Source organism: Mycobacterium deserti, assembly GCF_025345615.1.
In the GTDB taxonomy this organism is placed as follows: domain Bacteria; phylum Actinomycetota; class Actinomycetes; order Mycobacteriales; family Mycobacteriaceae; genus Mycobacterium; species Mycobacterium deserti.
Window position 1 is genome coordinate 314,279 of sequence record NZ_JAODWD010000004.1, and the last position, 14,408, is coordinate 328,686.

At 67.4% G+C, this 14,408-nt stretch carries 11 protein-coding genes; 9 read left to right on the forward strand and 2 right to left on the reverse strand.

The genetic code is table 11. The annotated features are described in order from the left end of the window. Positions 1-122: 122 nt before the first annotated feature. From aceE to N4S67_RS17890, 7 genes are all read left to right on the forward strand, one after another. Entirely contained in the window at positions 123-2,912 is a 2,790-nt protein-coding gene (aceE, locus tag N4S67_RS17860) for a pyruvate dehydrogenase (acetyl-transferring), homodimeric type (RefSeq protein ID WP_260994337.1), read from the forward strand. Positions 2,913-2,955: 43 nt separating this feature from the next. Then, on the forward strand, positions 2,956-4,242 hold the full coding sequence (locus N4S67_RS17865) for a PucR family transcriptional regulator (protein WP_260994338.1): 1,287 nt from the start codon (positions 2,956-2,958) through the stop codon (positions 4,240-4,242). Positions 4,243-4,381: 139 nt separating this feature from the next. Further along, the gene (locus N4S67_RS17870; protein ID WP_260994339.1) at positions 4,382-5,290 is read left to right on the forward strand and encodes an ACP S-malonyltransferase; all 909 of its coding nucleotides are present in this window, start codon (positions 4,382-4,384) and stop codon (positions 5,288-5,290) included. Positions 5,291-5,364: 74 nt separating this feature from the next. Beyond that, entirely contained in the window at positions 5,365-5,667 is a 303-nt protein-coding gene (acpM, locus tag N4S67_RS17875) for a meromycolate extension acyl carrier protein AcpM (RefSeq protein ID WP_260994340.1), read from the forward strand. Continuing rightward, a complete protein-coding gene (gene kasA / locus N4S67_RS17880) occupies positions 5,664-6,914 on the forward strand; it encodes a 3-oxoacyl-ACP synthase KasA (protein WP_260994341.1) in 1,251 nt (416 codons plus the stop codon). The genes acpM and kasA overlap by 4 nt, the downstream gene beginning before the upstream one ends. A 23-nt stretch (positions 6,915-6,937) precedes the next feature. Then, positions 6,938-8,191, forward strand: a complete 1,254-nt coding sequence (gene kasB / locus N4S67_RS17885; RefSeq protein ID WP_260994342.1) for a 3-oxoacyl-ACP synthase KasB — start codon at positions 6,938-6,940, stop codon at positions 8,189-8,191. Positions 8,192-8,228: 37 nt separating this feature from the next. After that, the gene (locus tag N4S67_RS17890) at positions 8,229-9,650 is read left to right on the forward strand and encodes an acyl-CoA carboxylase subunit beta (protein ID WP_260994343.1); all 1,422 of its coding nucleotides are present in this window, start codon (positions 8,229-8,231) and stop codon (positions 9,648-9,650) included. Positions 9,651-9,705: 55 nt separating this feature from the next. Here N4S67_RS17890 and N4S67_RS17895 read toward each other — a convergent pair whose 3' ends face one another. Beyond that, the gene (locus N4S67_RS17895) at positions 9,706-11,244 is read right to left on the reverse strand and encodes a glycerol-3-phosphate dehydrogenase/oxidase (protein ID WP_260994344.1); all 1,539 of its coding nucleotides are present in this window, start codon (positions 11,242-11,244) and stop codon (positions 9,706-9,708) included. Beyond that, positions 11,241-11,819, reverse strand: coding sequence for a TetR/AcrR family transcriptional regulator (locus N4S67_RS17900; protein WP_260994345.1), 579 nt, complete (start codon positions 11,817-11,819; stop codon positions 11,241-11,243). Before N4S67_RS17900 ends, N4S67_RS17895 begins: the two co-directional genes overlap by 4 nt. Before the next feature lie 59 nt (positions 11,820-11,878). Between N4S67_RS17900 and N4S67_RS17905 the strand changes: the two genes are divergently transcribed. Continuing rightward, complete coding sequence (locus tag N4S67_RS17905; protein ID WP_260994715.1) at positions 11,879-13,459, forward strand: FAD-binding oxidoreductase; 1,581 nt, start codon at positions 11,879-11,881, stop codon at positions 13,457-13,459. After that, on the forward strand, positions 13,456-14,358 hold the full coding sequence (locus tag N4S67_RS17910; protein ID WP_260994346.1) for a diacylglycerol kinase: 903 nt from the start codon (positions 13,456-13,458) through the stop codon (positions 14,356-14,358). Before N4S67_RS17905 ends, N4S67_RS17910 begins: the two co-directional genes overlap by 4 nt. The last annotated feature ends 50 nt before the right edge of the window (positions 14,359-14,408 follow it).

A 14,408-nucleotide genomic window follows, 5' to 3' on the forward strand; every position in this document is an offset into this window, starting at 1 on the left:
CGACGATGCATTCGGCGCAGGAAAAGAGAAGGATGGAGAAATGCGCACGCTCGGGCACAGAAAACCTCTGCGCCCACCGCGTCCGCACCTGCAGCACTCAACCGCCTGATAAGGAGCGGAAGTTGACCACCGAGTTCGTGCGCCAAGACCTGGCTCAAAACTCCGGCACCGCAGCAGAACCCGACCGGGTTCGAGTCATCCGCGAAGGTGTCGCGTCGTATTTGCCAGACATCGATCCCGACGAGACCAGTGAATGGCTGGAGTCGTTCGACAACATGCTGGAGCGCTCCGGGCCTGCACGGGCGCGCTATCTGATGCTGCGGCTGCTTGAACGCTCCGGTGAGCAACGCGTCGCCATCCCCGCGTTGACGTCGACCGATTATGTCAACACCATTCCGACCGAACTCGAGCCATGGTTCCCCGGCGACGAGGACGTCGAGCGGCGTTACCGCGCGTGGATCCGATGGAACGCCGCGATCATGGTGCACCGCGCTCAGCGTCCGGGAGTCGGTGTGGGCGGCCACATTTCGACCTACGCGTCGTCTGCTGCGCTCTACGAGGTCGGCTTCAACCACTTCTTCCGCGGCAAGAGCCATCCCGGCGGAGGCGATCAGGTCTTCATCCAGGGCCACGCCTCGCCGGGCATCTACGCCCGCGCCTTCCTCGAGGGCCGGCTCACCGCCGAACAGCTCGACGGTTTCCGCCAGGAACACAGCCACCCCGGCGGCGGGCTGCCGTCCTATCCGCACCCCCGCCTGATGCCGGACTTCTGGGAGTTCCCGACGGTGTCGATGGGCCTGGGTCCCATGAACGCCATCTACCAGGCCCGGTTCAACCACTATCTGCACGACCGCGGCATCAAGGACACCTCGAACCAACATGTGTGGGCCTTCCTCGGCGACGGCGAGATGGACGAGCCGGAGAGCCGGGGCCTCACGCACGTCGCCGCGCTCGAAGGACTGGACAACCTGACGTTCGTCGTCAACTGCAACCTGCAGCGCCTCGACGGACCGGTGCGCGGCAACGGCAAGATCATCCAGGAGTTGGAATCGTTCTTCCGCGGCGCCGGCTGGAACGTCATCAAGGTGGTGTGGGGCCGCGAGTGGGACGCGCTGCTGCACGCCGACCGCGACGGTGCGCTGGTCAACCTGATGAACACCACGCCCGACGGTGACTATCAGACCTACAAGGCCAACGACGGCGGCTACGTCCGCGACCATTTCTTCGGCCGCGATCCGCGGACCAAGGCGCTGGTCGAGAACCTGTCCGACACCGACATCTGGAACCTCAAGCGCGGCGGCCACGATTACCGCAAGGTGTACGCCGCCTACCGCGCAGCGATCGAACACAAGGGTCAGCCGACGGTGATCCTGGCCAAGACCATCAAGGGCTACACGCTGGGCAAGCACTTCGAGGGCCGCAACGCCACGCACCAGATGAAAAAGCTTGCGTTGCAGGACCTCAAGGATTTTCGCGACGCCCAGCGCATCCCGATCAGCGACAAACAACTCGAGGACAACCCGTATCTGCCGCCCTACTACCACCCGGGGCCGGAGGCGGCTGAGATCCGCTATCTGCTTGAACGCCGACGCGCTCTCGGCGGGTTCCTGCCCGAGCGTCGGACCAAGGCCAAGACGTTGACGCTGCCCGGGCGCGACACCTACAAGGTGTTGAAGAAAGGTTCGGGCAAGCAAGAAGTGGCCACCACCATGGCCACCGTCCGCACATTCAAAGAACTTCTGCGCGACAAAGAGATCGGCAAGCGGATCGTGCCGATCATTCCCGACGAAGCCCGCACGTTCGGCATGGACTCGTGGTTCCCGAGCCTCAAGATCTACAACCGCAACGGTCAGCTCTACACGTCGGTCGACGCCGAATTGATGTTGGCGTACAAGGAAAGTGAGATCGGCCAGATCCTGCACGAGGGCATCAACGAGGCCGGCTCCACCGCGACGTTCACCGCGGCGGGCACCTCATACGCCACCCACAACGAGCCGATGATCCCGGTCTACATCTTTTATTCGATGTTCGGGTTCCAGCGCACCGGCGACGGGCTCTGGGCGGCAGCCGACCAGATGGCCCGCGGCTTCGCGCTGGGCGCGACGGCAGGACGCACCACGCTGGTCGGCGAGGGTCTGCAGCACGCCGACGGGCATTCGCTGCTGCTGGCGGCGACCAACCCCGCCGTCGTCGCGTACGACCCGGCCTTCGCGTACGAGATCGCCTACATCATCGAAAGCGGACTGCACCGCATGTACGGCGAGAACCCCGAGAACGTGTACTTCTACATGACGATCTACAACGAGCCGTACATCCAGCCGGCCGAGCCGGACGGCCTCGATGTGGAAGGCCTGCTGCGTGGTATGTACCGCTACCAGCCCGCGAAGGAGAAACGCGCCAACACCGCGCAGATCCTGGCCTCGGGGGTGGCGATGCCGTCGGCGATGAAGGCGGCCGAACTGCTGGCCGACGACTGGGACGTCGCCGCCGACGTCTGGTCGGTGACCAGCTGGGGTGAGCTCAACCGCGACGGCGTGTCCATCGAGAAGGAGATGCTGCGTCACCCCGAGCGGCCCGCGGGCACGCCCTATGTGACGCAGGCGCTCGCCGATGCGGCCGGGCCTGTCGTCGCGGTGTCGGACTGGATGCGGGCCGTGCCCGAGCAGATCCGACCCTGGGTCCCTGGCACCTACATCACGCTGGGCACCGACGGGTTCGGGTTCTCCGACACCCGGCCCGCCGCGCGCAGGTACTACAACACCGACGGCGAATCGGTGGCGGTCGCCGTGCTCGAGGGCCTGGCCCGCGACGGCAACATCGACCAGTCGGTGGCGGTCGAGGCGGCGCGCAAGTACGAGATCGACGACGTGATGGCGGCGCCCGAGCAGACGTCTGACCCCGGCGTCGCGTAACCGCTTGGAGGTTTCCGACAGAGCCGTCCCGTACTCTTTAGGGATGGCCGACAATCGGTTCGTTCCTCCGGCGTCGACCGTCGAAGTTCTCGAGACGGTGCCCGACTCGGTGCTGCGCCGGCTGCAGCAGTATTCGGGACGCCTGGCCACCGAAGCGGTGCACGCCATGGAGCAACGGTTGCCGTTCTTCGCCGAACTCGAAGCATCGCAGCGCTCGAGCGTGCAGTTGGTGGTGCAGACCGCCGTGGTTAACTTCGTCGAATGGATGCGCGATCCGAAGAGCAACGTCGGGTACACCGCGCAGGCGTTCGAGGTCGTGCCGCAGGACCTTCGGCGACGCATCGCCCTGCGACAGTCGGTCGAGATGGTCCGCATCACCATGGAGTTCTTCGAGGAAGTGGTGCCGCTGCTGGCCCGCACCGAAGAGCAGTTGACCGCGCTGACGGCCGGGATCCTGCGCTACAGCCGCGATCTCGCGTTCGCTGCCGCCAGCGCTTACGCCGATCAGGCCGAGGCCCGCGGCGCGTGGGACACCCGGATGGAGGCCAACGTCGTCGATGCGGTGGTCCGCGGCGACACCGGACCCGAACTGCAGTCGCAGGCCGCCGCACTGAACTGGGACGCCACCGCGCCCGCCACCGTGATCGTCGGCCTGCCGCAACCCGATCGCATCGACCTCGTCAGCGACGACATTCGCGATGTCGTCAGCCGCAACGGGCGCGCGGCGCTGTCGGACGTGCACGGCACCTGGCTGGTCGCCATCGTGTCCGGCGTCCTGTCGCCCACCGACCGCTTCCTCGCCGACATGGCCCAGGTGTTCGCTGACGGGCCCGTGGTGGTCGGGCCGACCGCGCCGACGCTGGGGGCGGCTCACCGCAGCGCCACCGAGGCGATCTCGGGCATGAACGCCGTCGCAGGGTGGAGCGGGGCTCCGCGGCCGGTCGCAGCGCGCGAACTACTGCCCGAACGCGCGCTGCTCGGGGACGCGACGGCGGCGGCGGCCCTCGAGCTCGAGGTGATGCGACCACTGGCCGATGCCGGCCCGGCGCTGACTGAAACGCTCGACGCCTATCTGGACTCCGGCGGGGCCATAGAAGCCTGCGCTCGCAAATTGTTCGTTCATCCAAACACCGTCCGCTACCGCCTCAAGCGGATCGCCGACTTCACCGGCCGCGACCCGACCGTGCCGCGTGACGCGTATGTACTTCGCGTCGCCGCAACCGTCGGCAGGCTCGGCCGTCAGGTACATCACACGAGCACGGCAAACGCCAGAGCCGACCCGTCCGCCGCGGCCCGTTCGCCGGCCGCGAGCCGTCATCGTGCGGGTTAGTCCCGTCTGCACACATCGCGGCGAGGTATCAATGGAGTCCCATCACATGCGGTTTTGTGGAGACTGTACAAAAACATAAGACGAGGTTCATAATCTCTTACACCGCGCAAAACCGTCTTCACAGTGTTCTCTTAAATACGTGCTTGCACTCCTCGCGCCCGGACAGGGCTCACAGACTCCCGGCATGCTCGCCGCTTGGCTCGAGCTGCCCGGTGCTGCCGAGCGCTTGGCCGCCTGGTCGGAGATCAGTGGACTGGATCTGGCACGTCTGGGGACCACCGCGACCGCTGAAGAGATCACCGATACTGCGGTGACGCAGCCGCTCGTCGTAGCGGCCACGCTGCTGGCGCACGGGGAGCTCACCAAGCGCGGCCTGCTCGCGGGTAAGGACTCCGTGGTGGCGGGCCATTCCGTCGGTGAGATCGCGGCATACGCGATCGCGGGTGTCATCTCCGCCGACGACGCGGTCAAGCTGGCCGCGACCCGCGGCGCCGAAATGGCCAAGGCCTGCGCCGTCGAGCCCACCGGCATGGCTGCAGTGCTCGGTGGTGAGGAGAGCGATGTGCTCGCCCGCCTCGAGGCGCTCGACCTGGTTGCCGCCAACCGCAACGCAGCGGGGCAGATCGTCGCTGCCGGTGCGGTCGCAGCGCTGGACAAGCTGGTCGAGGATCCCCCGGCGAAGGCGCGGGTGCGCAAGCTCGCCACCGCAGGGGCGTTCCACACGCACTACATGGCTTCGGCACTCGACGGCTACGCCGCTGCGGCGCAAGGTGTAACGCCGTCCGAACCGACGACGACGCTACTGTCGAACGCTGACGGCGAGAAGGTGGCCTCGGCCGCCGACGCGATGGGCAAGCTCGTCGCCCAGATGACCCGGCCCGTGCGCTGGGATCTGTGCACCGAGACCATGCGTCAGCTCAACGTGACCGCGATCGTCGAGTTCCCGCCCGCCGGGACACTCGCCGGAATCGCGAAGCGCGAACTTCGGGGGGTACCGGCGCACGCCGTCAAGTCCCCCGCTGACCTGGACGGGCTGGCGCAACTTTAACGCCCCGCCCGACCAGAACAACCACATAAGCACGTCAATCCCAAGTAATAACAACCCAATTAGAAGGAGCCATTGTGGCCGCCAGTCAGGACGAAATCATCTCGGGTCTCGCTGAGATCATCGAAGAGGTCACCGGTATCGAGCCCTCCGAGGTCACCCCGGAGAAGTCGTTCGTCGACGACCTGGACATCGACTCGCTGTCGATGGTCGAGATCGCCGTGCAGACCGAGGACAAGTACGGCGTGAAGATCCCCGACGAGGACCTCGCCGGTCTGCGTACCGTCGGTGACGTCGTCAACTACATCCAGAAGCTCGAAGAAGAGAACCCGGAAGCCGCCGCGGCGATCCGCGCTCAGATCGAAGCCGACCGCGCATGAGCAGACCTTCCACTGCTAACGGCGGTTTTCCCAACGTCGTGGTGACCGCTGTTGAGGCCACCACGGCCCTCGCTGCGGACATCGAAAGCACGTGGAAGGGTCTGCTGGCCGGCGACAGCGGCATCCGCATCCTCGAGGACGAGTTCGTGTCCAAGTGGGATCTGCAGGTGCGAATCGGCGGTCATCTCGTGGATAACGTCGACGACCACATGACCCGCATCGACATGCGTCGCATGTCCTACGTGCAGCGTATGTCGAAGCTGCTGGCCGGTCGGCTCTGGGAAACCGCGGGCAAGCCCGAGGTCGATCCGGACCGATTCGCCGTGGTGATCGGCACCGGTCTCGGCGGTGGCGAGAAGATCGTCGAGACGTACGACGCGATGAACGAGGGCGGGCCCCGCAAGGTGTCCCCGCTCGCCGTTCAGATGATCATGCCAAACGGCGCTGCCGCTGTCGCAGGTCTCGAGTTGGGCGCCCGCGCCGGGGTCATCACCCCGGTGTCGGCGTGCTCATCCGGATCAGAGGCCATCGCCCACGCATGGCGCCAGGTCGTCATGGGTGATGCGGACTTCGCGGTCTGCGGTGGCGTCGAGGGCGGCATCGAGGCGCTGCCCATTGCGGCGTTCTCGATGATGCGCGCGATGTCGACCAACAACGAGAATCCGGCAGGCGCGTCGCGCCCGTTCGACAAGAACCGGGACGGCTTCGTGTTCGGTGAGGCCGGTGCGCTCATGATCATCGAAACCGAGGAGCACGCCCTGGCCCGCGGCGCCAAGCCGTTGGCCCGGTTGATGGGCGCGGGCATCACCTCCGACGCGTACCACATGGTCGCGCCGGACCCGAACGGTCTGCGGGCCGGTCAGGCCATGAAGCGTGCAATGGAGACCGCGGGGCTCGACCCCAAGGACATCCAGCACGTCAACGCGCACGCCACGGCCACGCCGATCGGTGACACGGCCGAGGCCAACGCGATTCGGGTGGCAGGTGTCGAGCATGCCGCGGTGTATGCGCCGAAGTCGGCGCTGGGCCACTCCATCGGTGCCGTCGGCGCCCTGGAGTCGGTACTCACCGTGCTCGCCCTGCGTGACGGGGTCATCCCGCCGACGCTGAACTACGAGACGCCCGACCCCGAGATCGATCTCGATGTCGTTGCGGGTGAGCCTCGGTATGGCGACTACCAGTACGCCATCAACAACTCCTTCGGCTTCGGTGGACACAATGTCGCCCTGGCCTTCGGGCGCTACTGAGCGAAGGGAAATTTCGGGCAGTAATGGCAGGGTTGGCTACCGGGAACGGGTTCCCCAACGTCGTCGTCACCGGCATCGCCATGACGACGGCGTTGGCGACCAGTGCTGACGAAACCTGGAAGAGGTTGCTGGACGGCCAGAGTGGCATCCGCAAGCTCGAGGATCCGTTCGTCGAGGAATACGACCTCCCGGTGCGCATCGGGGGGCACCTGCTCGAGGATTTCGATTCGGAGTTGACGCGGGTCGAACTGCGTCGACTGTCTTACCTGCAGAAGATGTCGACCGTGCTGAGCAGGCGGGTGTGGGACAACGCGGGTTCGCCCGAGGTCGACCCCAAGCGCCTGATGGTGTCGATCGGCACGGGCATGGGCTCGACCGAGGAACTCGTCTTCAGCTACGACGGCATGCGGGCCAAGGGCCTGCGTGCGGTATCCCCGCTGGCAGTGCAGATGTACATGCCCAACGCGGCGGCTGCCGCGGTGGGACTTGAGCGCAAGGCCCGCGCCGGGGTGGTCACCCCGGTGTCGGCCTGCGCGTCGGGCTCGGAGGGCATCGCGCACGCGTGGCGCAACATCGTGCTCGGCGAGGCCGACGTCGCGATTTGCGGTGGCGTCGAGACGCGCATCGAGGCGGTGCCGATCGCCGGGTTCGCACAGATGCGAATCGTGTTGTCCACCACCAACGATGACCCCGCCGGCGCGTGTCGGCCGTTCGACAAGGACCGAAACGGGTTCGTGTTCGGCGAGGGCGGCGCCCTGATGGTCATCGAGACCGAGGAGCACGCGAAGGCCCGCGGCGCCGAGATTCTCGCCCGCGTCATGGGCGCCAGCATCACGTCGGACGGCTACCACATCGTGGCCCCCGACCCCAACGGCGAGCAGGCCGGGCACGCGATGTCGCGGGCCATCGAGCTCGCCGGGTTGCAACCGAGCGACATCGACCACGTCAACGCGCACGCCACCGGCACCAGCGTCGGCGACGTGGCCGAGGGCAAGGCGATCAACAACGCGATGGGCGGCCACAAGCCTGCGGTTTACGCCCCCAAGGGCGCGCTGGGCCACTCGGTCGGCGCGGTCGGTGCGGTCGAGTCCATCCTCACCGTGCTGGCGCTGCGCGAGGGCGTGATCCCGCCGACCCTGAATTTGAAGAACCTGGACCCGGAGATCGACCTCGACGTCGTTGCCGGCTCGCCGCGACCCGGCAACTATCAATACGCGATCAACAACTCGTTCGGATTCGGTGGGCACAACGTCGCGCTCGCGTTCGGCAAGTACTGACATCCCCGCCAATCCCGGCGCTACAGGAGGTTCACCCGTGACGATCATGGCCCCCGAGGCCGCCGCCGAATCGCTGGACCCCCGCGATCCGATGCTGCGCCTATCCTCGTTCTTCGACGACAACAGTGTCGAACTGCTGCACGAGCGCGGCCGCTCGGGCGTGCTGGCCGCGGCGGGCACCGTCAACGGCGTGCGCACCATCGCGTTCTGCACCGACGGCACCGTGATGGGTGGCGCCATGGGCGTGGAGGGCTGCGCGCACATCGTCAACGCCTACGACCAGGCCATCGAGGAGCAGAGCCCGATCGTCGGCATCTGGCACTCCGGCGGTGCGCGGTTGGCCGAAGGCGTCAAGGCGCTGCACGCGGTCGGCCTGGTCTTCGAGGCCATGATCCGCGCGTCCGGTTACATCCCGCAGATCTCGGTCGTGGTCGGGTTCGCCGCGGGCGGTGCCGCCTACGGTCCGGCGCTGACCGACGTGATCGTGATGGCACCGGACAGCAAGGTTTTCGTCACCGGCCCCGACGTGGTCCGCAGCGTCACCGGTGAGGACGTCGACATGGTGTCCCTCGGCGGTCCCGACGCCCACCACAAGAAATCCGGCGTGTGCCACATCGTCGCCAACGACGAACTCGACGCTTACGAGCGTGGACGCCGGTTGGTCGGGTTGTTCTGCCAGCAAGGCCATTTCGACCGCAGCAAGGCTGAAGCCGGTGACACCGACCTCAAGGCGCTGCTGCCCGAGTCGGCTCGGCGCGCTTACGACGTGCACCCGTTGGTCGAGGCTCTGCTCGACGAGGGCGTGCCGTTCGAGGAGTTCCAGTCCCGATGGGCGCCGTCCATCGTGGTCGGCCTCGGTCGACTGGCCGGGCGCACGGTTGGCGTGATCGCCAACAACCCGCTCCGTCTCGGCGGCTGCCTGAACTCCGAAAGCGCTGAGAAGTCAGCACGTTTCGTGCGGTTATGCGATGCGTTCGGCATCCCGCTGGTCGTCGTCGTCGACGTGCCCGGCTACCTGCCCGGTGTGGACCAGGAGTGGGGTGGCGTGGTTCGTCGCGGCGCCAAGCTTCTGCACGCGTTCGGCGAGTCCTCGGTGCCGCGTGTCACGCTGGTGACCCGCAAGATCTACGGCGGTGCCTACATCGCGATGAACTCGCGATCGCTGAACGCCACCAAGGTGTTCGCCTGGCCCGAGGCCGAGGTCGCGGTGATGGGCGCCAAGGCCGCGGTCGGCATTCTGCACAAGAAGAAGCTGGCCGCCGCCCCCGCCGACGAGCGCGAGGCGCTGCACGAGCAGTTGGCCGTCGAGCACGAGAAGATCGCCGGCGGAGTGGATTCGGCGATCGAGATCGGTGTGGTCGACGAGAAGATCGATCCGGCGCACACGCGCAGCAGGCTGACCCAGGCGCTGGCCGAGGCGCCCGCCCGCCGCGGCCGACACAAGAACATCCCGTTGTAATTCGCGATTTCGGCGCGCCTACGTTCGCTGAGCGACGGTTTGCGCACCGAAATCGCTAGTCGATCGTGGCCAGCATCTCCTCGGCGGCCGCTGCCGCCCGCTGGCGGTCGGCGTGGACAAGGCCGATGCGGGTACGGCGATCCAGGATGTCATCGGCCGTCAGTGCGCCTTCGTGCGTCACCGCGTACTCGAATTCGGCTCTGATGACGTCGATGCCGTCGGCCACCGGTTCAGTCGGCCGCTCGCAACTTGCCGTGGCGATCACATTCGGCGCCTCGGCACCAAAGCGGGCCACCAACGACGACGGCAGATCCGCCGAGGACCGCAGCGTGGCAACGGGATTCGGCGGCGCCCCCACCAGCGGGAGGTTCCGGGTCCGGCAGGGGCCGGCCGCCAACCCGCGCAGCGCCACGGTACGGTCGAGGACGTCTTCGGCCATGTAGCGATACTCGGTCAGCTTGCCGCCGATGACGCTGATCACGCCGGCGGGCGACGCCGTCACCGCATGTTCGCGCGACACGTCGGCGGTCCGGCCGGCGCCGGCGTCGATCAACGGTCGCAGCCCCGCGTACGCGCCCCGCACGTCTTCGGGACCCAACGCCGCATCGAGCGCGGTGTTCACGGTGTCGAGCAGGAAGGTGATCTCCTCGGACGTCGGCTGTGGCACATCCGGAATCGACCCCGGTGCGTCTTCGTCGGTGAGCCCGAGGTAGACGCGGCCGAGCTGTTCGGGCATCGCGAAGACGAACCGATTGATCTCCCCCGGGATCGGAATCGTCAGTGCGGCGGTCGGATTGCCGAACGCTGCGGCGTCGAAGACGAGATGTGTGCCGCGGCTCGGCCGCAACGTGATCGACTCGTCGACCTCACCGGCCCACACGCCCGTCGCGTTGATGACCGCGCGGGCCGAGAGGTCGAACGACTCCCCGGTGCGCTGGTCGGTCAACGTCACTGACGTTCCCGTCGCGTCCGACGCCGCGACGCGGGTCAGGATGCGAGCACCGTGTTGCGCCGCCGTGCGCGCGACCGCGGTGACCAGTCGCGCATCGTCGATCAACTGGCCGTCGTAGGCGAGGTAGGCCCCGTCGAGGCCGTCGCGGCGGACGGTCGGCGCCAACTCCTGCGCGCGGTGCGCGTCGATCCGTCGCGACCGTGGCAGCGTCGAGGCGGGCGTGCCCGCCAGCCGACGCAGTCCGTCGCCTGCCGCGAAGCCGAACCGCACGAGGGCACGCGACGCGGTGTTCATCGACGGCAGAAGCGGCACCAACTGCGGCATCGCCGTGACCAAGTGAGGAGCGTTGCGCGTCATCAGGATTCCGCGTTCGGCGGCGCTGCGCCTGGCGATGCCGACGTTGCCTGTCGCCAGGTAACGCAGACCGCCGTGAACGAGCTTGGAACTCCACCGGCTGGTGCCGAAGGCCAGGTCGTGCTTCTCGACCAGAGCGACGCTCAGCCCACGCGTCGCGGCATCCAAGGCGATGCCCGCACCGGTGATGCCCCCGCCGATCACGACGACGTCGATGGTGCGCCCGTCGGCCAGCGCGCCGAGGTCGGCGGTGCGGCGGGTCGCTGTCAGTGCAGTCGAGCCCGTCACGGCGCCAGGTAACCGTTCAACGACCGGGCGAGTTCGACGTTGAGCGCCTTGCGGTCCAGCAGCATCTCGACCATCTGCGCCGACTGGATGGTCGACTGCGTGATGAGAAGGCACATCGCGCCCATCTCATGCGGATCGCCGGGCCGGACACTGCCCTCGACCTGCGCGGCCTTGATGGCCTCGGCCAGCGCGTCGATCAGGATCTGCTGGCTGGTGCCGAGGCGTTCGGCGATGTAGACCATCGCCAGGCTCGGCGCGTTGCGGATGACCGACTGAACGATCTCGTCCTCCCGCAGATGCTCGGCGACGAGCACCACACGGTCCACCATCGCCTCTCGACCGACACCGCGGTCGGGCACGTCGTCGAGCACGCCGGCGATGCGGACGGTCAGCAACTCGGCGATCACCCAGCGGATGTCGGGCCAGCGACGGTAAATGGTCGGCCTGCTGACCCGGGCGCGCCGCGCGATCTCCGTCATCGTCGTCCGCTCGACGCCGAAGGCCAGGATGCAGGCGGCCGCGGCGTCGAGGATGCGCTTCTCGACCGTCGCATCTGAGTTACGGATTGACGACATGTGTAATACTGTAACGCATGACTCGCCCGGAGGCTCATCAGACCGTGCTCGAACCCCCGATGAAATGGAACGCATGGGGCGATCCGGAGCAGGCGAAGCCGCTGTCGGACGGAATCCGCGCCCTGCTCGAACAGGCGCTCGGGGTCGAGACGTCCACCGCCGCCGAACTCGGGGCCGACGAGGTCCGGTTGCGCCCGTCAGGGCTTCCCGACGCCGACCGCGACAGCCTGGCCGCGATCGTCGGGGCGGACTACTGCCGGGTCGACGACCTCGGCCGCCTGCTCCGGGCAGGCGGAAAGTCCACGTTGGACCTGTTGCGGCGCAGGGATTCCGGCGAGCAGGACGCACCGGATGCCGTCCTGCTCCCGCGTGACGAGGACGAGATCGCGGCCATCCTGCGCTACTGCACCGACCATCGCATCGCCGTGGTGCCGTTCGGCGGGGGCACCAGCGTCGTCGGCGGGCTCGACCCCATCCGCGCCGACTTCCCCGCACTGGTGTCGCTGGATCTGCGGCGCCTCGACGAGCTGCACAGCATCGACGAGGTGTCCGGGGAGGCCGAACTCGGCGCGGGGCTGACCGGTCCGGACGCCGAACGGTTGCTCGGCGAGCGCGGTTTCTCGCTGGGCCACTTCCCTCAGAGTTTTCAGTTCGCGACGATCGGCGGGTTCGCCGCGACCCGGTCCTCCGGCCAGGATTCCGCAGGGTACGGCCGCTTCAACGACATGGTCCGCGGACTGCGCGCGGTGACCCCAACAGGTGTGCTGGACCTCGGCCGTGCGCCGGAATCGGCAGCCGGTCCGGATCTACGGCAGCTGCTGATCGGCTCGGAGGGCACATTCGGAATCATCACCCGGGTACGCGTTCGGGTCCATCCCGTGCCGCCCGCAACGCGCTACGAAGCGTGGTCCTTCCCCGATTTCGCCACCGGGGCCGACGCGCTGCGGGCCGTCGTGCAGACCGGCACCGGCCCCACGGTCATCAGGCTCTCCGACGAAGCCGAGACCGGAGTAAATCTCGCCACCACCGAGAACATCGGCGAAAAGCAGATCACCGGAGGGTGTTTGGCGATCACGGCGTTCGAAGGCACCGAAGCCCATGTCGCAAGCCGTCATGCCGAGACCCGGGCGGTGCTGCAAGCCGCGGGTGGGACATCGCTGGGTGAGGAACCAGCACGAGCCTGGGAACACGGCCGCTTCGGCGCACCCTATCTGCGCGATTCGCTGCTGTCTGCGGGCGCGTTGTGCGAGACGCTGGAGACCGCCACGAATTGGTCCAACGTCCCGGCGCTCAAGGCCGCGGTGACCGAGGCGTTGACGAATTCGCTGGGTGAATCGGGCACGGCCGCGCTTGTGCTGTGCCACATTTCGCATGTGTACCCCACTGGCGCATCGTTGTACTTCACCGTCGTCTCCGCCCAGCGCGGCAATCCGATCGAGCAGTGGCGCAAGGCCAAAGCCGCGGCGTCGGACGCCATGATGCGCACGGGCGGCACCATCACCCACCACCACGCAGTGGGTGCCGATCATCGGCCCTGGATGCGCGATGAGGTCGGCGATCTGGGTGTGGCGGTGCTGCGCGCCGTCAAGGCCACACTGGATCCGGCAGGAATCCTCAATCCGGGCAAGCTCATTCCATGACCATTGGCCGGGTCACGGTACTGACGAATCCGGCGTCGGGGCACGGCAGCGCGCCCCACGCCGCCGAGCGCGCCGTCACGCAGTTGCATCGCCGCGGGGTCGACGTGGTGGCGATCGCGGGCACCGACGCCGAACATGCGCGCCGACTCGTCGAGGGTGCCCTCGAGCGCGGAATGGACGCGCTGGTGGTTGTCGGGGGCGACGGCATCATCTCACTGGCGCTACAGGTGCTTGCCTGCACAGAGATCCCGCTGGGGATAGTCCCGGCAGGCACGGGCAATGACCATGCGCGCGAATTCGGTATCCCTGCAAGGGATCCTGGCGCCGCGGCCGACGTGATCGTCGACGGCGTCGTCGACACCGTGGACCTGGGCCGGGTCACGGCGGCCGACGGCGCCCAGACGTGGTTCGGCACGGTGATGGCCGCGGGCTTCGACTCGCTGGTCACCGACCGGACCAATCGGATGAGGTGGCCGCACGGTCGCATGCGCTACAACCTCGCGATGGTGGCCGAGCTGTCCAAGTTGCGGCTTCTGCCCTTCCGCCTGGCCTTTGACGGACGTGAGCTGGACACCGAACTGACACTGGCCGCATTCGGTAACACCCGCAGCTACGGCGGCGGCATGTTGATCTGCCCGAACGCCGATCCGAAGGACGGGATGCTCGACGTCACGATGGTCTCCTCGGCGTCGCGCACGAAGTTGATCCGGTTGTTCCCCACCGTGTTCAAGGGCACGCATGTCGATCTCGACGAGGTTCGCACCGAGCGGGCGCACACGATCACCGTCGACTCCCCCGGAATCAACGCTTACGCCGACGGCGAGTACATCTGCCCGCTGCCGGTCGAGGTGGCCGCGGTCCCCGGCGCGCTGAGGATCCTCCGGCCCCAAGCTCCCTAGCGCGAGCAGACGTAAACATGCCCTTTTCGCCCTGATTTAGGGCAGTTTTG